This is a genomic window from Limosilactobacillus viscerum, from assembly GCF_947387525.1.
GTDB lineage: Bacteria > Bacillota > Bacilli > Lactobacillales > Lactobacillaceae > Limosilactobacillus > Limosilactobacillus viscerum.
The window spans coordinates 17,523-41,099 of sequence record NZ_CANDNW010000015.1 but is presented as its reverse complement, the minus strand read 5'-3'; the positions used below and the strand labels follow the sequence as shown (position 1 = coordinate 41,099).

Genomic DNA, 23,577 nt, shown 5'->3' with positions numbered 1-23,577 from the left:
ATTCAAGAGAATTGTCACCAATAAGTAGGGCGATCGTGATCCAAGCTTGAGGATCACGACCGCCTTTTTCAATACGTATCGTTATGGTGTGCTTACAATAATTTTCGAAAAAGAAAGAGCCGTTCAGAATTTTCACGAAAATTCCGAACGGTTCTTCTATTTGAAGGGACTTATGTCATAGTCCCATTTTATAACCGCCCTTTGCAAATGAAATAACTATGTTAAATTTTAATACTAGCTCAACTTTGCATCCTAATGATAAAAGAATAAAGCAACCCCAACCAAGTTATAACAGCAACCATTACTGCAATATAATAAACGATCCATGGCCTATACCCTATCTTAATTTGATTTTGACCTTTTCTCAAATTTATTTTAACTGTTCCACGATTACTGGTCTTATAATGTTTTATTGCGCCATTTACTTTTACAAATGTCCCATTATAGCTAAGAGCCGGTAAATCCACACTAGAATTCTTTTTTAATTCTATGGTATATAGTAAGTAATTAGGATAAGTATGCAATTTATAATTCGTATTTTCCCCGTTCACTAATAATTTATTATTAAGGATTGATTTTATACTTTTCCTACTAACAGCTTGATTAGGATAATAGTCATGTTCACCATAAATTACTGAATAGTTAAATATTCTTTTATAGTTTTTTTTATCCACAACAGTCGTCAAAGGTATTGTTTTTACAGGATGAATAGATTTTTTTGAAATCATATCTTGACTACTAAAATTCCTCAAATTTACTATATTAGGCTTTGACACTAATAAGGCAAAGAATATTGCAAAAAGAGAAAAGAGTGCTGCCAATGATTTAGTTTTACTATTTATCCAAAGTTTTATTAAAATTTTGGAACCAACAGCCGATAAAAATAAACTAGCATAAGACAAATACCTAAATGTCAACTGAATTACCGATAAAGGCGATGAAGCAAATATTCTCCAAGGAAAAATTGAAGTGGCTAACGCACAAGAAAGAATTCCAAGGAAATATATCAATTTATATGTCCAATCTCTCAAAAGAAAATAACCTACAAATAGAACAACCAATAGGATAAATCCTATAGAAGAATTGCCTTCCAAGTTAGTAAATGAACTTACAACAAAATCTTGAGCCTTTGTTGTAAAAGCCAGCCCTTGATTTGGAGAGTATATATTCTTAAATGATTGTAAAAAGGGAATAATTTCAAAGAAAACTAATACAAGTGTTAAAGCAGCAGATTTTAATAGTGAGAGAAGCCTCTTTTTATTAATTTTTTTCGTAAAAAGGGCAAAAATGAAAATTATTATTAAAAACTGTATGCTCAAAAAAACACTTAGTAAATGTGAATATCCAACTAAGCTTAAGCCAATAGATAAAATCCACCACTGTATATTCCCGTCTTTCTCAAATAATATCTTATATACTCCTAAAAAAACTATTGGTAAAAATGTGAATGCTAGAAATTCGCCAAATACCGATGTACCTAGATATAAACGATAAGGTACCAGTGTATATAATAATGAAAAAATAAAAGATTGATTCTTATTATTGGAAAAAGAAAGCATACATTGGTATGCAATCCAAAACGTAAATATCGTAACTAGTAAATACCATAGGTAAAATGCATTTATAGGATTTGTAAAAATTGAGAAGAAGGCCCAAGGATATAAAAAGATTGAAGGGTAAAATAAAAAGGTGGCAACTCCAGAATGATGAAAAGTTTTTGTTGCAATAAAAGTAAATATATTACCATTTGCTAGATTATTAGCTATTTCCTCAACTCTTGAGGCATGAAATGAGAAATCAGAAAAAACAATTATTCGATGAGTTATCCAAAGAGGCAAAACTACTGCTATAGAGATTATTAATAATAAAAGTAAAAAAATACTATTTTCTTTTAAATATATCTTAATTTGCTTCATAATTTTCCTCTTATACTAAATAATTTTTCTCCCTGAAATCAACAAATTTTTACTGATTATTATTTTATTTATCACTAGTATTTTCCATTTTCTTTGTATATGTTTCTTCTTCTATATTAAATCTTGGACGGCGTTTAACTTCAGAAAATATTTTCCCAATATATTCACCAATTACTGAAATGGAAATTAATTGGACTCCTCCAAGTAACCAGATAGATATCATAAGAGAAGACCAGCCGCTTACAACATGCCCTGCCACTTTCTCTATAATTGTATATATCATACACATAACACTTATAATCACTGTTACTATGCCTAAATATAATATCAAATGAATCGGTGCAATTGAAAAAGAAGTAATACCATCCAAAGCAAAATGTATCATTTTATTTAATGGATATTTTGATTTACCAGCGTAGCGTTCCTTTCGCGCATAAAAAACTTTTGCCGATTTATATCCTATTAAAGGAACCATTCCTCTCAAGAAAAGATTTCTTTCTTTAAAAGCTAGCAAGCTATCTGTTGCGCGTTTACTTAGAAGTCTATAATCAGCCGAATTTGGTACCAAATTGACACCTAATTTCCGCATTAATTTATAAAAAGTTAATGCAGTTTTTCGTTTAAAGAAAGTATCGGTTTGACGACTATTTCTAACACCATAAACAACATCAAAACCTTCATAATACTTTTTAACCATCTTAGGAATTGCATTAACATCATCTTGAAGATCGGCATCAATGGTAATAATCATGTCAGAGTATCTAACTGCAGCTGTCATCCCTGCAATTAATGCATTCTGATGACCGTAATTTTTAGTGAATTTTATTCCTGCAACGTAATAATATGTTTTTGAATATTTGGAAATTAAATTCCAAGTATTATCTGTACTCCCGTCATTTACAAAGAGTATCTTACTTCTCCTATCAATTTTTCTATTTTTAATAAGACTAGTTAAAATATTACCAATCTCTTTTACCGTTTCAGGCAGCACTTCTTGCTCATTGAAACAAGGTATAACAATCGTTAAAACATCCATGCTTTCATCCCAAGCCTCTCATCTACGTTATTTCTTTTTTGCTAGTAAAGTGCTAATTCACAATTGATTTTATATTAATAGTACCAGAATTAAATAACACCTAGAATTATACTTACTGCTTACCATTCAAGCCAATTAAAGTTATTCATAATATAAGGTATACACCCAACTGACTCTTAATTTAATACACATTTATAGAAAAATAGATAATTAAATGCAATTTTCAATATTATTAAATTATTCATTTCTAAAAATAATTTTGTTCCAGCGGAGTTAACTGTTGCTGATGCTTAGAATTTTCATATAATTTATCATTAACTGACTTATCAGGTTTAAAAATGATTTGCATTCTAGTTCGAGTAATATGATGATTATATAGAGTATCTTGTAGATATCTTGCCATTGCATATGGATGAGGCCAATTTGAAGCTGGAAATTTAGAAGAAGCTCTAGGGTCATCCAGCGGAACTTTTACAGTAACCTTTGATTTTCCATGCTTATCTGCAAGAACAATTTGATTAAGTATATAATTATTAACATTTCTTACTGTTTTTGCATCATGGTTAGCGTTATTTGGATACTTAGGTGGATAATTAAAATTAAATGCTAAAACACTTCCTAAAGTAATCACTAACGGTAACAACATTTTTACAAAGTTAATATTGCGAAAAATAAATATAAAACTCAAATTTGTTAAAAACAAAAAGAAAAAGATAGGTGCCCACATTGCATCAGGCCGGCTTACATATTCGCTTCCAGCCTTTATATACGCTAGGAATAAGTACGTTAAAGAAAGTAGTAAGCAAACCATGCTTCCAAAGGCTACTTTTAAGAAAAGGGCTATTTCACTACTCCGTTGCTTAAAGAAATATTGATATGTTTCAAAAATAACGAATAAAATTATCATTAATGCAAAACATATTAAGATTTTACTATTCATTTCTGATAATAAAGTTTTAAACTGTGCAAAAACTCCATTTAACTTTTCGGTTAGCGTCCCTTTAACCATAGTTGTACGATTTGAAGCTCTCTGACCACTTAATTCAAAAAGTAAACTGACTAGCCAAACAATAAGGATTACAAGATAAATTCTTACTTTTCCTAGACACTTTACAAACGTAGTCTGCCAATCTTGATTCAAATGTTTTTCCGATAATAGAATTTGGACAACTTGTAAAAATGAAAAAGTAGCGAGAATTATACTAAGTTGTGTACTTGAAAAGATTGAAAAGTATACAGCTAAAATGAATAAGCCCTTTTTTAAATCACTAAATTTCCGAAACTCTTTTACAAAATCATCATACTGTAAAATGAATAAAATAACAGATGCATTTAGTAATCCTGGTATTAAATAATAGAAATCACATGATAGATCTACAGTCCAGAAAAATGTATAGCTTGATGTATTTAAATGTTTAAACAACAAAAAGCAAGAAATAAAGAAAATTATTTCCCCAGCTAATGCATATAAGTTACTTAAATTAAACCTCTTAAATAAAAAATTATAAAAGAGAAAAAGCATGGCAATAATAAAAATAGAAACAATTACTGCTTCAGTAACCGATAATGACCAAATATAATTTCCACTAATAGGGTAAACTATAAATGCTCCAATATACCCTCCTATAGGCATAAGGACTTCAGCCAAAACTCTTGTAGGATTCCAAGCTCCCCACATTGGAAATGGTGGCCGAATATTACCAATATATCGCCAGTCGTCACCATCAAAGGGCTGAAGGGGCGAGATTTGTGTAAAATAAATTAACAGAAATAAAAATATAATTACTTGAGCAAGATAAACAATCTTTTTTTTCATTTTTTCACCTTTAAAATATAAAAAATCAAAGCTATATATTATTAGATAGTTTCTCTCTGTAACATTTTCAAATAATATTATATGCTAGGCAATAAAAATTATCGAATCGCAAATAATTTATTAACTAGTTTAAACTTTGACAATATTAAAGTTAGTATCCAACAAAACACAACACGATAGATATCAAGCAGTATTCCAATTATTTCAGGAAGAAGGTGATATTCTAACATCTTTCGAGACAAAAAGACGGTATCACTAAATAAATTTAAAAAGATAATATGAATAGAGAGTGTAATTAGTGCTAATCTACCTAATTTTGCTAAAAGTGGTATATTAACATATAAGCTTAAAGTTTTAATAAAATACATCAAAAAATAGCTACCACCAATTGCTCCAAGCATTGCAATAAAGGGATGTGCGGCGATACCGTCAACAACCCCAAATGGTCCCTCAATCGTTGCTATAGTCCATATATAAAAGGCCAAATAAAGAAAAAAGCAAGTTTTGATTATTAATATTCATAAAATCATATTTTCTAATTAAATGTCCTGCAACATAAAAAGCAATACTTATAAATGCTGCACCAATCGACCACGGCAGCTGAACAAAATGACTAATAGTAAATCCTGATATTGCAAATACAACACTAAGGAAAATAAGAATTACCGAAGATATGTTGCTTGAAAATCTATTCGAAAACCTAAGTACAATTTGATAAATTACGTTTCCAAAATACATGGCTAACAGGAACCAAATTGCACCAATCGCTGGAATATTTGCATTTGGTATAATTGACTGATTAGTTGGTGCCCCTATACCGTACAATCCAGCTATTATATAATGATACCAATTATCAGTCGTAATCATTCCTTTAACATGTCTTTGTAGACTTATTAATGAAATTAAAAACATAATGAGCACTGTTACAATATACGGAATAAGTAATGTAAAGAAGCCATTTTTCATGGTCTCAGTAATTTTCTTTTCTCTTGTTAAATATCCAGAAAGAACAAAAAATACTGGAACATTAACTGCAAATAAAAAATTCCGTAGAAAACTGGGTGCATATGTGTGACAAACAATAATCATTACCATACTAATACAACGCACATAGTCTATCCATTCGATCCTTTTCTTTCTCACAATTTCCTCCCTTAAAAAATTATCATCTTATGCTTATAAGCATCCTATGAATTTTTTATACTGATATGTTTGTATTCAAAAACTCTTTTGACGCCTAGGAACATGCATAAGAGTAAGAGATCAATAATTAGTCGAAGTACAGCTGCCAACGGCCAGCTGTGAATATAAGCTCCCCAATTAGTCCAAAATAAGTCTAAATGGTGAATACACATCACAGCTAAAGTATGCTGTCCTATAATTCGAAACACTCTAGAGAATCCAAATAAAACAAGCCATTTTGATAATAAACACACTAATAAAGTACCTGCTGCAGCTTCAATAAGAGTAACAACAAAAAGTGGATAGTGTCTAATGGACATCTCAATATTAAGATGGAGCATAATACATATAATCCAGTAAAGCAATGCTATTCCAACAATCCACCTAATCCAAGTATTGCTCACCTTTTGAGATGCAATTTTCCTAGCTACTAACCCCATCCACATAAACAATGCTGCAAAAGGGACAATATCAAATGCTTGTGGTAAATAGTTTTTAAAATTGTTACAACAGATGTACGAAATTGCTGAAGCAATAAATAAAACTATTCCAATTCCTATATCTGGAAGATATATCTGCAGTACATCAAATAATAACTTTGCCCAAAAGAAAACAAATAAAAACCACATAACACCAACACTCATTAAGCCAATTGCTGGGATATTTGACCCCCACACAACTCCTTTAAAAACGCTTTGGCAAAAACTACTAAAACTAAATTCCTTCAGAAAAATCAAGTTTTCGATTCCAAGCATAATTATCATTATCACAGCAAGTATCCAAACATGAATAAAGTTTTTTTGCAACTTCTTAAAAAATTTTTGCCAATTGCTTACCCTTGATGATGTATAGCCAGACAGAATAAAAAAAAGAGGCATATGGAACGAAAATATTATAACATGCAGTGTGCTTAGATCATTTACCTCATGGCCAATAACCATTAAAAGTATTGCAATACATTTAGCAATATCTACCCACAAAAGCCTCCCCTGATGTATACCACTGTTTTCCTTATCCATTTACCCATTCCTCCAATCAAGCATATAATTAAGATCTTATATTTAAAAGATATTTCAAGCCATAAGTACTAAGAACTATTATTGCGGGTAAAAATTGAATCAAGTATCGAGAATTATCTCCTTCAAAAATCAACAGAAATAGCATTCCACCTACAACAGTATACTTAATAACTTGAGCATAAAAATCATCAAAGCTAAATGTACACAGCGTTAATAGTAAAACAATACACCATAATAATTGAGAATATATTAAATATCCATTCCAGTATATATAATCATTCTGTGTAAAAATTTTTCTAAGATAACTTTGAAAACTATTTTTTACTTTTAACTTAGGCACTAAGTCCCATCCGATTGGACCATAATTTACAGCTGTCGTACGCCACCACGATGCACTGCTACTGTTGTGAGCCTGCTTTAATATAAAAAATTCTAAAGCATTTCTCGGATTTTTTAATCTATTAATATCTTCTTTTATTGTATGTGTTTCATAGTATATTCGATTATTTGGAATTAGGCTTTGATCTTTTTGATCAAACTTTAACCAATATCCACCCTTACCATTCTCGTTACTTTCATGCAATCCCATTGCCATAAAATGTAACATTGAAAGCGCCTGTTTTCTTTCGACCTTTACTAAATTATTTGAATACTTAACATGATTAATCGTTCCAAGCATAACCATAAATGGAACAGTAGCAAAAATAACACAAACAAAAGATCTGGTTAAATACTCATTATTCTTCCTATTCCTTATTAAGAAGAAAAAACTAACAATAACTAATGCTATTACAACAATAAAAGTGCTAGGTTTCATTTCATAAATAAAAGCACCATCTATACCAATAAAAGTTAACGTTATAAAACGATACTTAGTTTGTTTGATATAAATGCTCAAAAGCCAAAGAAATAGTGATAATCCAAAAAATACCCAATTATCACTATATGGAATTACTACATTAGGACTTATTCCATATAGTCCAATAGAAAACATTAATGCAACTAATCCATATTCTTTTCCTTCTTGCTCTTTTACAGCTAGCATAATAAAAAGGCAACCTAAGTCGATTAATAACGCATTCAACACATTTAACCTAAATAAGAATACAAGAGGTGTTGGTTGTCGCCAAGCTAAATATAATATTTTTTCAATATAAGCAAGGAAAAGATTATTTGGATAAATTGAAAAATAGTTTTTAACACCAACCGGACGCTGAATAATTAAATTATAAATATCTTTTGGATCGTTATTTAGTGTCCCTGTTAATGCTTGAATAACATTAATTTGATAAAGTATAAGGAAAGAAAATAATACGATAATCAAATAATATAAGTTACTATTTATATATTCTCTAAATCCCCGTCTTGTTTTTATAAAAAGGACTAACAAGAGAACCATTACTATTAAAATACATACTTTTTTGATACTAGACGATTTTAATATTAAATAGAACTGTTTTGTAGATGCAATAACTGAAACTATTAGCATAATTGTCAAAATTATACTAATAAGATGGTTACTAAAACTTCTTTTATTCATTGAGTATTCCACCTATTAATCAACAAAACATATTATCTTTTTTCTACAACTTCGCCGTTAACTTAACATCTGGATACTTCTGTTTAAACCAGTTTTCGGCAAACTGGTTTTCAAATAAGAAGAGTGGCTGATCATGGATATCCTTAACCAGAATATTGCGTGATGAAGACATCTTCTCATCTAGTTGTTCTGGATCAATCCAGCGTGCAGTCTTCTTCCCCATTGGCTCCATTACGACATCAGAGTTGTATTCATTCTTCATCCGGAACTTGAAGACTTCAAACTGCAGTTGACCAACCGCACCCAAGATGTAGTCATTAGTTGTGTACGAACGGTAAAGCTGAACTGCCCCTTCTTGAACCAGCTGGTTAATCCCCTTATGGAATGACTTCTGCTTCATTACATTCTTAGCAGAAACCCGCATAAAGAGCTCTGGCGTAAATTGCGGTAGCTTTTCAAACTTAATATCCTTTTTACCCGTATAAATCGAGTCACCGATTTGGAAATTACCAGTATCATATAAACCAATAATATCTCCAGCAACCGCTTTCTCAACGTTTTCCCGGGTGTCCGCCATGAATTCAGTCACATTTGAAAGACGAAGTGGCTTCTTCGTCCGTTCCAACATAACGTCCATCCCCCGGTCAAATTCACCAGAGCAGATCCGTACAAAGGCAATCCGGTCCCGGTGCCGTGGGTTCATGTTAGCCTGAATCTTAAAGACAAAGCCTGAAAATTCAGGATCTAGTGGCTTTACAATTCCACCATCTTCGGTCTTGTGCTCACTTGGTGCTGGCGCAAATTCAAGGTAGTTTTCTAGGAAGGTCTGTACACCGAAATTGGTTAAGGCTGAACCAAAGAAGACTGGTGTCTGGTCCCCCTTAGCAATCTTATCGCGGTCAAGTTCATTTCCGGCTACTTCCAGTAATTCCATCCCATCAAGAGCATCTTGCCATTCACCGTCATCAGCAATTGGGTTGTCGCCCTTTACGTTACCGTCTTCATCTAACGGCAAGTAAGGATTCTCAGGATCCGCTGGGTGGGTCAATGCAACTCGGTGGTTATAACGGTCATAGATTCCCCTGAACTGGTGACCAGAGCCAATTGGCCAGTTCATTGGATAGGTTTCAATCCCCAGAACATCTTCAACCTCATTTAGCAGGTCCAGTGGATCACGGGCATCCCGGTCAAACTTGTTCATAAAGGTAAAAATCGGAATTCCACGCATCTTACAGATTTGGAAAAGCTTCTTGGTCTGGGGCTCGATCCCCTTAGCACTATCAATAACCATGACAGCGGAGTCGACAGCCATCAAGGTCCGATAAGTATCTTCAGAGAAGTCTTCGTGCCCTGGAGTATCCAAGATATTAATCCGTTTTCCTTGGAAATCAAATTGCATGACGGAAGACGTAACAGAAATCCCCCGCTTCTTTTCAATTTCCATCCAGTCAGACTTTGCAAAGTTACCGGTCTTCCGTGCTTTAACGGTTCCGGCTTCCCGAACGACTCCACCGAAGAGGAGGAGTTGTTCAGTAATCGTTGTTTTACCCGCGTCCGGGTGTGAAATAATGGCGAAAGTCCGCCGCTTATTAACTGCTTCAGCAAGTTCTTTTGGTGACTTCATCAATTACTTTCCTTTCATATTTAAAATTGCGCAATATCTTTTATAGTTTAGTATATTCTGAAAAAGATAACAATAATCTCTACATATAATTCTTTCGTTTGTTTACTATTAAAATCACTTGATTACCTTTTATAATAGTTTATAGAAAAGTTAAACTATTATTATTGCATTGAATTACCTGGTGTCTTTTTGCTATATTAGGTAACGTTAGAAATAAATTACAGAGGTACTTTTGTTATGGATAACAACAATCATCGCGAATCGCGCGAAGAATACCGTAAAAATTTAGAAAAAAAGATTTATCAAAATGCTCGTCAGGATGAGGAAAGTTCTCAACCTCAACGTCTTCGTCATCACCATTTCAACAGGCCAAATAATTCTGCACCCCAACCGGCTCCAGAGCCTCCTGAGAAGCACCACTACCATACTCCCAAGTGGATGCGCTGGTTAATTTGGCTATTAATCATCTTAGTCGCTGCTGGTGGATTTTATGAATACCATAAAGTCCACAAAATGGCTACGGGAGTTTTCAGTAGTGGTGACGGTAAGATTAGTAAGAAGCTTCAGCAGGGTAAGCCGGTTTCCGTTCTTGCCATGGGGACCGATGTTGGTGCCTTAAACCGTGGTAATAAAGGTGGTAACACTGATTCAATCGAATTGTTTACGATCAATCCTAAGACGCAACGAATTACCATGACCAGTATCCCACGTGATACGTTAGTACGTGTTAACACTGATGATGGTGCGGATTACGTTAAAATCAATGCTGCCTACTCAATTGGTGGTCCAAAGCAAACCGTTAAGCAAGTAAGTGAACTATTAGATGTTCCAATTGATTACTATGCAGTTATCAACATGGGTGTGTTAAAGAAGGTCGTTAACTCCTTAGGTGGGGTTGAGGTTAATAACCCCTTTGCATTTACCTATGAAGGGCACCACTTTAAGAAGGGAAAGCAACATTTAACCGGTAATGAAGCTCTAAAATACGCCCGGATGCGTTACCAAGATCCAAACAATGATTACGGTCGACAAAGACGGCAGCAACAAATCCTTTCTAGCGTCATTACTAAGTTCAAAAAGTCGGGATCAATTAGCTCGGCTAACAAGATCATGGATGCTGTTGGTGATGGTGTTAAGACTAATATCCCGATTGATGATATTGCCACCCTCTACGGTAACTACCACAGTGCGATGAACAATGTCACTACTTACCATTTCCAGGGACAAGATGCGATGATTGACGGGGCATCATTCCAAATTGCTAGTCCAAAGGAAATCAACCGTGTTTCAAAGTTAGTACGGAAAGCGCTTGGCTTGAAGCCCGTTAAAGTGGTTAACCACGAAACTAAGATGTACAAGTCACAACCAAATTATGATGGTTATAACAACACTGACTTTATCTTACCTGGCGGTGCTAGTTATAATGATCCGGGTAGTGGTAACGGCAGTGACTATGTTACCTCTTCCTCAAGGTCTTCACGTTCCTCTGAAGAACCTAGTGAACGCTCCACAACCTACAGAAGAAGCCCTTCATTATCGTATTAAGCCACTACAGGAGTAGGAAACCGAAGTCGTAAGTGATTTCTTTCCTACTCCCGTTTTAGTTTAAAAATTAAAAAGTCACATGCGTTCAACAAAATGCATGTGGCTTTCCTTCTACAATGTTCTAGCAGGGAACCAGTAATCAATGTAATCAGAGTTACCATCCTGTGAAGACGTATAACGGTCAATTACCCGTAATGAATGGTGATTAACTAAGGCATTTCTTACTGCTGTATTAGCAGTAGAAAAGATCGTGTCAAAACCTGAAACAGCACTATTATAATCACTTGGATGTACTCGTTGAACATCAAGGCGCTGCGTCGTTGTTACTTGTTGACGTGCAATCTCACGCCCTTGAGTTGCATCGTATAAAATTACATAGTGGTTCGGTCGTGCAATAGATTGGTTAGTAACGTGCCAACCAGCAACATGAATACCATTACTGGTTCTGATCATTCCATCTAAATTACCGTAATTATCATTAAACTGATTAAATGTCTTTGGCGTATTAAACCAGTAATCATTATTCTTACCTTCACCAGACTGAGAATTATCAGAGTAGCGAGCAATAACTTTTAATGAGTGGCCCTGCAATAATGCGTTTCGCAATGAAGCAAACTGTGCAATATCAAAGTCAGCATTAAATCCTGAATTTGATGAATTTAAGATTCCAGGATAAACGCGGGCAACATCAGGGCGACTAACCGTATTAGCTCTAACCCGCGCAACTTCTTTACCAGTCTGATTATCAATTAAAATAATCCATTGGTATGGGTCGACACCGGACTTATCGCTTGCGTGCCAACCACTAACCTGTAGGTGACCGTTATTAAGTGTAAAACTATCAACGGCACCCTGGTTTTGGTTAAAGCTCTTTGCAGCAAACCAGTAATCAATTGAATCACCATTTCCAGCGGGATCATTGGTATAACGACTAATTACCTGCAGTGAATCACCGTTTTGGATAGCATTCCGTAAAGCATCATTCATCGCAAACGTAGCCTGGAAGCCTGAATTCTGACTGCCATATACATCCCGATTTGCACGTTGAACATCAGGTCGTGAAATACTTGAGACTGACTGACGTTCAATCTCGCGATGGGTAGTTGCATCATACAAAATTACGTAACGGTTTGAACGGCTAATACTTTGATCGGCAGCTTGCCACCCTGATACTTCAATTCCATTATTAGTCAGGCTCATACTATCTAAAGAAGCAACATTTTTATTAAATGCCACTGCATCAAAAGTATTATCATTATAATCGCTGTTACCGTCAGCAGAAGAAGTATTCCGAACGAGAACCTTAATCTGGTGTCCGGCAGCAATAGCATTTGCCAGGTTACCACTTATTTGGAAGGTAGCGTTAAAGCCAGAATTGCCTGCACCATAAATATCAGGGTATGCGTTTGAAACATCATTCCGTGTAACCGCTGAAACCTGAGTCCGAGCTAATTCAGTATCGTTATTATTGGCATCGAGCAAGATCACATACCGGTTGTTCTTGCCTTGGTTATTATCATCAGCAAACCAACCAGAAACATTTAAGGTATTGTTGGCTGAATCAATCGTAACACCATCTAGGTTAGCGGCACGGGTGATACCCCCCATGTAGCTGGCAAACATCCCCAAATCAATTGAAGCATCAATATGGGTACCATTCCAATTATCAGTGTACTGCCATGCACCATATCCTTGGCTTTGGACAAGATTACGGTAATTACCGTACGCTGCAACCCATGTCCGGTTTTTACCAACAGTTGAACTAACATTATATTGATGATCATAGGAATAACCAGTGTAAACACCATGGTTAGTAAAGCCAAGTGAATCCAATGTTTGCCAGAAGACGTTTAGGTTATTAACAATTCCCGCATATTGGGTTTGCGGTACCTGTTCAACATCGGCAATCATCAGAGTATCACTACCAAGACCAATTCCCCGTGCCATTCGCGCAAATAGCTGAGCTTCAGCCTGTGCTTCAGAAGCGGTCGTAAACCGTACAAAGTGGTAAGCTGCAACGTTCATCCCCGCTTGCTTAGCATTATTTACTTGGTTTTGAGCATATGTGTTCACCCATGTGCTACCTTCAGAAAGCTTAACAATCACATTGTTAATCCCCTGGTTGTGGTATTGAGCAAATGTTCCTGCAGAGATGTTCGGTTGGTAAGCAGAAATATCCAACGTATTGATGGTGCCAATGCCATTATTAGTAGCCGCATGAGTAGTCTCAGTAGTAGCACTTGCTGTGGTTACTGGTACTTGGCTCTGACTACTAGTTTGTGCCGTTGCTGAATTAGTTGCTGCCGCAGTAGTTGCAGTGTTCGTAGCTGCATTGGTAGTAGCACTACTTACGTTATTAGAATCAGTGGTGGCCGTCGTACTTGATTGGGAAGTCGTAGCTACTTGTGCAGTTGTTACCGGAGAACTTGCCGGCGTATTATCGTCAGCTTGCCCGTTAACAGTACCAAAGGCTAATGCACCGAAAGCAACTGCTGCACAGCACCACATTTTTCCACTCTTATACAATTTAAAACGTTTCTTCAGTTCCATGTTTACTCCTTCTATTAATTTTTCTTAAAAATCAATACAAGAAGTATTCTACTACTTCAAACTAAAAAAAATCCCGTTTGCAACGGGATTGTAAATAAATGTAATACAAATTTCTTAATTCACTTCATTAAGGAAGTTTTGCAGTGCTTCTTGCCAGGTAATTACATTGAAACCAGTACCCTTAACCTTATCCAGACTCATAATTGAATGCCGTGGACGGTAAGCTTTCTGAGGGTATTGTTCCGAAGTGACCGGCTGAACATCAACTGGTTGGTCCTTCAAAATCTCACTGGCAAACTCATACCAAGAACAGTGTCCGTCATTTGACAATTGGTAATAACCATACGGAACCTTGTTTTGCACGGCATAAAGCATGAATTCGGCCAGGGTCCGTGTCCAGGTTGGCCGACCAACTTGGTCCGCAACCACCGTCAACTTATCGTGGCTCTTTGCCAACCGTAACATGGTGTAAACAAAGTTCTTACCATACTGGCCAAAGACCCAGGAAGTCCGGATAATGTAGTACTTATCCATGATGCTTGAAACCAGCTTCTCCCCCGCTAACTTAGCCTTACCGTACTCGTTCTTCGGGTTAGTTGCCGCATCAACCGCGTATTCGCCTTCGTTAGTACCATCAAAGACATAGTCAGTACTGATATATACCAGGGTTGCACCAGCCTTTTTCGCCGCCTCAGCAACGTTCTTGGTACCATCCTCGTTAACCGTCCAGTTAAGGTCCTTCTGCTCGTCTTCAGCTGCATCAACGGCAGTAAAGGCAGCACAATGAAAAACGATCTTGGGTTGCACTTCAGCAAACCGGTCGGCAACTGCCTGTGCATCGGTGATGTCCATCCCCTTAGAATCAAAGGCGTCATAAGCGATCCCTTTTTCATCCAAGAGGTGCCGAAGTTCAGTTCCTAACTGTCCGTTGGCACCAGTAATTAAAATATCAGCCATGTTTGTTTCCTCCTAAAAGGGCCCGTGACAAAACTCGGTTTTGTCACGAACCCTTGTTTTAGCTCCGAATATTACAGAGATATCGCGTGACCCAACCCCAGGGCCTTAGTGTCTAGCTACGGACAATCGCTAGCCCGTTCCGTGCTAACGATCGTCCTATGCTAGCCATACAGGCCCTAACCGGGGTTGTGTCACAGCTCCTTCATTTAATCAATTACTTCAAAGCAGCCTTGGCCTTTAATGGCTTCCACCATACTTCATTATCCTTGTACCAGTCAATTGTCTTCACAATCCCAGTATCAAAGGTGTATTCAGGCTTCCAGCCAAGTTCAGTTTCAATCTTAGTTGGGTCGATTGCGTACCGCTTATCGTGACCCAGACGGTCCTTAACATACTTGATGTGGTCTTCGGAAATACCAAGGTTATCCACAATCAGGTGGACGATTTCGTTGTTGGTCCGTTCATTGTGACCACCAACATTGTAAACTTCACCCGGCTTACCGTTCCGCAGTACTAAGTCAATTGCTTGGCAGTGGTCACTGACGTAAAGCCAGTCACGGATGTTCTTACCATTACCGTAGATTGGAAGGTCCTTACCTTCCATCCCGTTTGAAGTCATCAATGGGATTAACTTTTCTGGGAACTGATAAGGGCCATAGTTGTTAGAACAACGGGTAATGTTGACATTGTAACCGTAAGTTTCAAAGTAGGAACGAACGATCATATCAGCAGAAGCCTTACTTGCTGAGTATGGTGAATTTGGTTGCAGCGGTGATTCTTCAGTAAAGTAGCCTGTTGCACCTAGGGTACCGTAAACTTCGTCAGTTGATACTTGAAGGAACTTTTCCACCCCTTCACGCTTAGCAACGTCCAGCAAAGCTAATGTCCCCTGAACGTTGGTTTCAACGAAAACGTCAGGGTGCAGGATTGAACGGTCAACGTGTGATTCAGCCGCAAAGTTAACAATATGGTCAATGTTAAATTCATGAACCAGGTGGCTAACGAGTTCCCGGTTAACAATGTTCCCCTTCACAAAGTGGTAGTGAGGGTTGTCCTTGATATCGTCCAGGTTGTGGATGTTACCGGCGTAGGTCAGTAAGTCCAGGTTGATTAAGTTGTCATCCGGGTACTTTTCTAGCATGTAGTGGATGAAGTTGCTACCGATAAAGCCGGCACCACCAGTTACTAAGATATTCATTTTGATTAGTCCTCCCCGTAAGTGAAGTTCATTTCGGCATCCTTAAATGAAGGATGGTGTTGGTCCTTTTCAGACAGGATCAGGTGGTCAGTTGGCATTGGCCACTTGATGTCCAGGTCAGGATCGTCGAAGGCAATGCCCCGATCAGCATCAGGAGCATAGTAGCCGTCAACCTTGTAGGCAACGTTAACGTTTGGCGTTAAGGTAACAAAACCGTGGGCAAAACCCTTTGGTACTAATAGTTGACGGTGGTTGTATTCACTAAGGATAAATCCTTCCCACTTACCATAGGCAGGTGAACCCTTACGAATATCAACAATCACGTCGTAAATGGCACCAGTAACGGCCCGCAATAACTTGGTTTGGGAGTATGGTGCTAATTGGTAGTGCATCCCCCGCAGGACCCCTGGTTCAACAGACAGGGATTGGTTGTCTTGTGTAAATTCAACGTTAATTCCTGCTTCTTCGAACTTGTTCTTGGTGTAAGTTTCAGTAAAGAAACCACGATGGTCACCAAAAACATCAGTTTCGACAATCTTTGCATCAGGTAATGAAGTATCAATAACTTTTAATGACATGTAATCAATCGCTCCTTAATCTTCTTTGGCCAGCCGTAAGAGGTATTGGCCATAATCGTTCTTCTTTAACGGCTGGGCAAGCTTTACTAGTTTGTCCCGATCAATGTAACCCATCCGGTAAGCAATTTCTTCGAGTGAAGCTACCTTCAAGTTTTGCCGCCGTTCAATTGTAGCAATGAAGTTGGAAGCTTCCAGCATCGAATCATGGGTCCCAGTATCGAGCCAGGCATATCCCCGCCCCATTAGCTTAACATCAAGTTTACCACGACGAAGGTATTCCTTATTGACATCAGTAATTTCAAGCTCACCACGAGCTGATGGCTTAATATTCTTGGCAATGTCAACGACATCGTTGTCATAGAAGTATAAGCCAGTAACCGCGTAGTTACTCTTTGGGTGTGCCGGCTTCTCTTCAATCGATAATGCGTGCATATGGTCATCAAAATCAACCACGCCAAAACGTTCGGGGTCGTTAACGTGGTAGCCAAAGACAGTTGCACCATCGGTCTTCTTGGCAGCAGATTGAACAAGTTCGGATAAACCTGCACCGTAGTAAATATTATCACCAAGAATTAGGCAAACACTGTCGTCGCCAATGAAGTCTTCACCAAGGATGAAAGCTTCTGCCAATCCATTTGGCTTTTCTTGAACCTTGTAAGAGAAGTTGAGTCCCCATTCAGAACCGTCACCAAGTAAGTTCTTGAATAGTGGCATAAATTCCGGAGTAGAGATTACCAAGATATCACGAATTCCTGCCAGCATGAGAGTTGACAGTGGGTAGTAAATCATTGGCTTATCATAAACTGGAATCAGTTGTTTGGAAATGCCCCGGGTAATCGGGTAAAGGCGGGTGCCAGAACCACCTGCTAAAATAATTCCTTTCATAATGGCCTCCTTAAAATGCCAAAATCCATGTTTAATTCTATCACACTTGTATGTCGATAAAGGTTAAATCTAATGAAAAAAAGGAGATCAGTCAATAACTAATCTCCTTTAATGAATTATTTGATTGTTACCTTCACTGGCTTAAACCAATAATCGATACGGCTGCCTTCACCATTTGCTGAGTCACTGTAGCGTGAAATTACTTGAATCTGGTGACCGTTAAGTGAGGGGTCAAGTTCAGTAGTTAAATTAAAGCCAGACTGATCAGCATTATAAAGGTGTGGATATACCTTCATAACATCGGGGCGACTGGTAGTTGGTACGGCTACCCGTTTTATTTCTTTCTTAGTCGTAGCATCATATAAAATGATAAAGTGGTACGGCTTATTAGCCGCTTGGTCTGCAGCATGCCATCCAGCGATCGTAACTTGATTACCGGAAACTTTAAATGAATCCAGACTAGCCTTGTTATCATTAAAGGTTTTTGGGGCAAACCAATAATCTGTATAATGACCTTCACCATTTTGACTGTCACTATAACGTGAAATAATTTGGATCTGGTCACCGGCTAATGCGGAATTAAATTTCAAGTTTAAACTAAATCCTGAATTAGCAGCATTATAAATACCAGGGTAAACTTTAGCCACATCGTTACGAGCTGAATTTTCAACCAAGAAACGACCAAGTTCAACTTGCTTAGAAGCATCATAAACAATTAAGTAGTGGTAGCCTTGGGTCAAGGTATTATCAGCTGCATGCCAACCAGAAATGTTAATTGTACCGGTAGCTGCATCTAGTGACATATTGTCTAAGTTACCAACATTGGCATTAAGTGATACTGGATTGTAGTAAAGATCCTTACCACCATTAATCTCACCCTTGGTATCATAGGTATAACGTGAGACAACTTGAATATTCTTACCTGCTAAGTTGCTGGTATAAGGAATAGTAATATCAAAACCACCCCACCCAGAAATTTCAGCATTTGGGTAAGCATTTTGAACGTCCTGACGGTAAACACCCTTTACTTCTGTCCGATATAATTCCTGCTTGGTGTTACCATCTAACAGAATAATGAAGTGATGCATATTTGAATTATAAGAATTGGCAGCGTGCCAACCAGAAATATGCAATTGGTTTCCTTCAACAGACAGGTTATCAATGTGACCAGTATTGGTATCAAATGCTTCATTATCCCAAGCAGTTAAGTTGTACCGTTCAATAACTGAATTCAAGATAGTAGTATAGCTTGGGTCGGTTGCATACCCATCTGCCCGGATAAGGTAAGTAACATCACGGTAGTTAGTTTTCCACAATAAGTTGTGGTAACGACTATTGGCTACTAAGAAGTAACCGTGGTCCTGAACAGATTCTGAATTATTGTCGTAAGCACGGAATGCATCATTAATCATTACACTCCGGCCACCGTATACTTCACGGGTTGGTAAAGTAACACTATGACCATTGTATGAACCCTTAATACCAAACAGGTTGTGGTAACGGGAAGCTAAGCTAGATTGACCCCAACCACTTTCAATAATTGCTTGGGAAGCGGTTAATGAAGGTAGTACCCCATATTGCTTCCAGGTTGAGATAGCACCATCGTGAATACTATCTAAAAAGGCCTTCTGTGAAGCGGTCAAGCCAGCCGTATTTAAGCTAGCTGAGCCAGAACCACCGTTAGCTGCATCAATTGGATCAGCAGAAACATTGTACTGGTTAGTTGAGAAAGTCGGCGTTGTGCTAACAACCGGCTTATTGACTGCCGCTTGAACAGCTGAATCACTAAGACTAACTGAATAATTATTTGTTGCAGCACTCGCACTTTGGGTAGTAGCCTGTGCGTTATTCTGCTGCGTCGTACTTCCATTTAAGCTTTGGTAATTATTATTTTGAGTATTTGCGTTATTAGTAGTCATCGCCACTTGAGCTTCATTGCTCGTCGGCTGCGTACTATCAGCTTGGCCATCAGCCTGGAAAAACATTAGTGATGCACCAAACGTAAATAAAACAGGTAAAACGATTTTAATTTTTGATTGTTTCTTGTCTTTCATTGTTAACAAATATTCCCTCAAATCTTCGAACTAATAATTTAACTTAAACACCATTGACTATACTAACATTTGTAAATTACAGTGAAGTTACAATAAGCAAACAATGTCGTAAACAAAAAATGATTACAGCAATACTGCAATCATTTTTTACTAATTATTAAAGTCGTTATAATATACCACCATCAAATAACTAAAAAACAACTTACCTTTTTTATTAATTCGCAATGGTGGCTTCTTAATTGCTAAACGCAAAGCTTTTATAAACGTACTTCTATTTTTTAATAGAGCATAACTGCTAACATATGATTTAGCTGTCCCATTTAAGCTACTCTCGTATTCACGATTGAATTCATAAGCCATATCTACTGTATGCTGTATTTGAGCACGTTCAGGTTTGTGATGTGTTGCTCGGTATAATAAGTGTGTAATAGTATTTTTCTTATTACCACCAACCACATTATCACCATGTTGACGATACAAAACTGTTGGCTTATTTAAATAGACTAACTTACCAAAAGCAGCAGCTATTAATCCGATCCACCAATCATGCATATAAACATTCTGATAATTAACTTTGGAAAACCTAACCATCTTCTTTAATTCGTCATTAAGAATCATTGTGCAACCTGTTATACAGTTAGTAAATAAAAGTGATAGGAAATCTGTCCAAACATTACTGCCATTCATTCGACGAATAGGTTTCAAATCCTGATTAACTATTTCTAAATCAGTAAAGCCACATACAGGGCCAGGCTCATTTTTTTCAACTAGGTTGACACAATCTTGAACTCGATCCTCAAGCCATACATCATCTTGATCACTAAACATATAGTAATCTGCTGATACATGTTGCAGTAAATTCATAAATGATTTAACCACACCAATATTATTAATATTTTCTTGGTTAAAGAACACGATATTTTTATAAACTTCACTATACTTTTGAATTATCTCTACTGTTTTATCTTTTGATCCATCATCTCTAATGTAGAGTACCCAATTATCATAACTCTGACCAATAATTGATTGAATCTGTTCGTCTAAATAGTCCTCACCATTATACGTTGACATTAAAATGGCAACTTTCTTTTTCATCACAAACACCCTTATTTGTTTTAGTAGCTTAGAGCGCGTTGAGCATCGGCATTCCAATGCCCGTAGAACTCACCGTAGGACATTGCTTCTTTTTGGCCAGTCCAAGGATTGTTGTAGTAGAAACCATTGCTGTTGTAACCAGTCAATGCAATTGCATGGTTAACAAAGCCGTTCATATTAGCCATCCATACAACTACTAGGTGTCCATTGTTAAGCTTATCTTGAATTGCTTGAAGTGAACAACCAGTCATTACCTGACTAGTCCCCAGGTGGTTTTGAACCACTGGTGCAATCCCAGTTGGAAATACCCACCAACCGCTTGGACTGTATGGGTTGCCGACAAAACCATAATCACCATTGGAACTCCGTGGTGTTTCATTTGCCACTTGGATCTTAGTAATATTAACGCCAGCATAACGCAGCATCATTGTTACTGCGGTCATTTCGCAACCCGTTGGCAATTCTGGATTTTGACCAATTACTTCCGCGTTATTAAAAGCAGCTACAATGTTCCCCATTGCATCATAGGTTAACGTCTTTAGTCCGGTCGTCTGTGCACCAGAATTAATTGATACTCCATTGTAAACAATATCTACCGCATTACCATTTCCGGCAGCATCGTCAGTCAACCGGTCAATCAACTTAATTACCTTATGTTGCATGTTGTCGGTAACGGTAAAGTCCAGGTTAAAACCGGAATGATCACTATTTAAGATGTACCCAACATTGGTAGCAAGGTCAGGACGTGACAAGTTGGCATTTGTTACTTCCCACCGGCCAAGTTCACTACCATTTTGGTCCACCGCAATAATCCAGTGGTAAGGCTTACTACCGGAAAGGTTACTTGCGTGCCAACCACTTACGTGAACTGTATTGCCATTCAGGACTGCCTGGTCAAAGTACCCCTCATTAGAAGCATAATCTTTAGTTTGCTGGTCATCATACTGACCATTACCATTACGGTCACTACTGAAACGAAGCAATATCTTTAGCGTGCCATTAATTGACGATGGGTTAACCCTAATTAGCTGGTTAAAGCCACTTTGTAAACTGTTGTAAATTGCCGGATAAACCCGGGTAACATCGGGACGATTAGTTAAGGTTAATGCTTGGCGAGCAACTTCCCGGCCATTATTTAAAACAATTGCATATGCATAAGGGTAATTACCGGAATAGTCACTAGCCATCCAACCACTAATTTGGATTCCCTGGTCAGTCATCCTAATAGAATCAACACTGGAAGCACGTTGATTTAACGTGACTGGCTTGCTCCAAAAATCAGTATAATTGCCGGCTCCACCGTTTCCCCGGTTACTAGTCGAATAACGACTAACAACAGAGTACGAGTGGCCACCAATAAGCTGAACACTAGTTAAATCAAAGTTTCCAGTAAAACCAGAAGTACCCGCAGTCTTAATTGCTGGAAAGGCCTGTGCAACATCCGGCCGATCAACTTTCTCCGCTTTAGTCACCGCGATTTGCCGGTTAGCAGTATTATCGAACAGGATCAGGAAGTGATTGTTTTCAAACTTGGATACATCATTAGCATGCCAGCCACTTACAAGCACCGCATTCTTGTTACTCCAATTAATGCTATCAATGCTTCCTTGGTTTTGGAAATCCCCACGCGTAATCGGGCTAAACCAGTAATCGACATAATCACTATTTCCAGCTGGGTCGCTGCTGTAACGACTTAAGACTTGTAGCTGATGGTTAAAGTTTAACCCATTGAGGTTAAAGAAAGCTGAAAAGCCTGATTCACCTGCACCATCAACATCAGAATAAACCTTTGCTACATCAGGACGTGCAACATTGGTTACCCGTTGACGCGCAACTTCATGACCGGTTGTTTGATCCATAATAATTAGGTAGTGATAGTCTTTTCCACTAGCACGATTAGTAGCATGCCAACCGCTTACATGTAATTGACCATTTTCCACAACCGCTCCATCCAAGTTACCATAGTTATTCCGATTAACTGTTACCGGAGCAAACCAATAGTCAACACTATTATTGTTTCCAGCTGGGTCACTGCTGTAACGACTAATCAATTGAATTACATCAGTATTAGCAATTACCTTACTTAGATCAAAGGTAACCGTAAAGCCGGAAGTGGCCGCTCCGTTCACATTATGAGCTGCTTGCACGTCGGGCCGGTTAACTACCGCACTGGTCCCCGTAATGTTTTGACGAGCAATTTCACGGTTATTCGTCTTATCATAAGCAATAATGTAATGGTAGTTTCGACCAGCGGATTCATTTGTTGCATTCCAACCACTTGCAATTAACTGTCCTTGGTCATTAATCTTTTTACTATCCATATTTGCGTAATTGCCATGGTCATTTTGATTAATTGTACTATTTTCTTGTGTTTGGTTAGCAGTGGTCGTCTGTTGACTATTACTACTTCCTGTTTGACTTAACTGCGTGGTGGTAGAACTCTGGGTCGTTGGTTGCTGGCTATCAGCCTGACCATTCACCTGGTTAAGCCACAGGATAAATCCACAACTAGTCATCGCCAGTGCTGACATCGCCAGTTGCTTTGCATGGTGAATATTAATAGTTTTCATAAAATTTCTCCC

The 23,577-nt window shown here is 37.5% G+C and carries 16 protein-coding genes; 1 reads left to right on the top strand and 15 read right to left on the bottom strand.

Translation table 11 applies throughout. The features are described from left to right. Nucleotides 1-239: 239 nt before the first annotated feature. From QOS07_RS05685 to QOS07_RS05655, 7 genes are all read right to left on the bottom strand, one after another. On the bottom strand, nt 240-1,916 hold the full coding sequence (locus tag QOS07_RS05685; RefSeq protein ID WP_283588020.1) for a hypothetical protein: 1,677 nt from the start codon (nt 1,914-1,916) through the stop codon (nt 240-242). Nucleotides 1,917-1,980: 64 nt separating this feature from the next. After that, the gene (locus QOS07_RS05680; RefSeq protein ID WP_283588019.1) at nt 1,981-2,952 is read right to left on the bottom strand and encodes a glycosyltransferase family 2 protein; all 972 of its coding nucleotides are present in this window, start codon (nt 2,950-2,952) and stop codon (nt 1,981-1,983) included. Between the two features lie 247 nt (nt 2,953-3,199). Next, nucleotides 3,200-4,768: a hypothetical protein gene (locus QOS07_RS05675; RefSeq protein ID WP_283588018.1), complete on the bottom strand. Its 1,569-nt coding sequence runs from the start codon at nt 4,766-4,768 to the stop codon at nt 3,200-3,202. A 450-nt stretch (nt 4,769-5,218) separates the two neighbouring features. Beyond that, nucleotides 5,219-5,911 (bottom strand): acyltransferase family protein, encoded by a 693-nt coding sequence (locus QOS07_RS05670; RefSeq protein ID WP_283588017.1) that lies wholly within the window; start codon nt 5,909-5,911, stop codon nt 5,219-5,221. Nucleotides 5,912-5,955: 44 nt separating this feature from the next. Then, a complete protein-coding gene (locus QOS07_RS05665; RefSeq protein WP_283588016.1) occupies nt 5,956-6,969 on the bottom strand; it encodes an acyltransferase family protein in 1,014 nt (337 codons plus the stop codon). 28 nt (nt 6,970-6,997) lie between these two features. Continuing rightward, entirely contained in the window at nt 6,998-8,509 is a 1,512-nt protein-coding gene (locus QOS07_RS05660) for a glycosyltransferase family protein (protein ID WP_283588015.1), read from the bottom strand. Between the two features lie 43 nt (nt 8,510-8,552). Further along, entirely contained in the window at nt 8,553-10,133 is a 1,581-nt protein-coding gene (locus QOS07_RS05655; protein ID WP_283588014.1) for a peptide chain release factor 3, read from the bottom strand. 237 nt (nt 10,134-10,370) lie between these two features. Between QOS07_RS05655 and QOS07_RS05650 the strand changes: the two genes are divergently transcribed. Continuing rightward, nucleotides 10,371-11,678: an LCP family protein gene (locus tag QOS07_RS05650; protein ID WP_283588013.1), complete on the top strand. Its 1,308-nt coding sequence runs from the start codon at nt 10,371-10,373 to the stop codon at nt 11,676-11,678. 111 nt (nt 11,679-11,789) lie between these two features. Here QOS07_RS05650 and QOS07_RS05645 read toward each other — a convergent pair whose 3' ends face one another. The 8 genes from QOS07_RS05645 to QOS07_RS05610 form a co-directional block, all read right to left on the bottom strand. After that, entirely contained in the window at nt 11,790-14,228 is a 2,439-nt protein-coding gene (locus tag QOS07_RS05645) for a GH25 family lysozyme (protein WP_283588012.1), read from the bottom strand. Between the two features lie 114 nt (nt 14,229-14,342). Further along, nucleotides 14,343-15,185 (bottom strand): dTDP-4-dehydrorhamnose reductase, encoded by an 843-nt coding sequence (rfbD, locus tag QOS07_RS05640; RefSeq protein ID WP_283588011.1) that lies wholly within the window; start codon nt 15,183-15,185, stop codon nt 14,343-14,345. A 214-nt stretch (nt 15,186-15,399) separates the two neighbouring features. Beyond that, nucleotides 15,400-16,383 carry a dTDP-glucose 4,6-dehydratase gene (rfbB, locus tag QOS07_RS05635; protein WP_283588010.1) on the bottom strand — a complete coding sequence of 328 codons (984 nt, stop codon included), beginning with the start codon at nt 16,381-16,383 and terminating at the stop codon, nt 15,400-15,402. A 5-nt stretch (nt 16,384-16,388) separates the two neighbouring features. Beyond that, the gene (rfbC, locus tag QOS07_RS05630; protein WP_283588009.1) at nt 16,389-16,961 is read right to left on the bottom strand and encodes a dTDP-4-dehydrorhamnose 3,5-epimerase; all 573 of its coding nucleotides are present in this window, start codon (nt 16,959-16,961) and stop codon (nt 16,389-16,391) included. Nucleotides 16,962-16,976: 15 nt separating this feature from the next. Continuing rightward, nucleotides 16,977-17,846: a glucose-1-phosphate thymidylyltransferase RfbA gene (rfbA, locus tag QOS07_RS05625; RefSeq protein WP_283588008.1), complete on the bottom strand. Its 870-nt coding sequence runs from the start codon at nt 17,844-17,846 to the stop codon at nt 16,977-16,979. 116 nt (nt 17,847-17,962) lie between these two features. Next, nucleotides 17,963-19,900, bottom strand: a complete 1,938-nt coding sequence (locus QOS07_RS05620; protein ID WP_283588007.1) for a glycoside hydrolase family 73 protein — start codon at nt 19,898-19,900, stop codon at nt 17,963-17,965. A gap of 150 nt (nt 19,901-20,050) precedes the next feature. Next, entirely contained in the window at nt 20,051-20,995 is a 945-nt protein-coding gene (locus QOS07_RS05615) for a glycosyltransferase family 2 protein (protein ID WP_283588006.1), read from the bottom strand. Nucleotides 20,996-21,015: 20 nt separating this feature from the next. Further along, entirely contained in the window at nt 21,016-23,565 is a 2,550-nt protein-coding gene (locus tag QOS07_RS05610; RefSeq protein ID WP_283588005.1) for a C39 family peptidase, read from the bottom strand. Between the last annotated feature and the right edge of the window lie 12 nt (nt 23,566-23,577).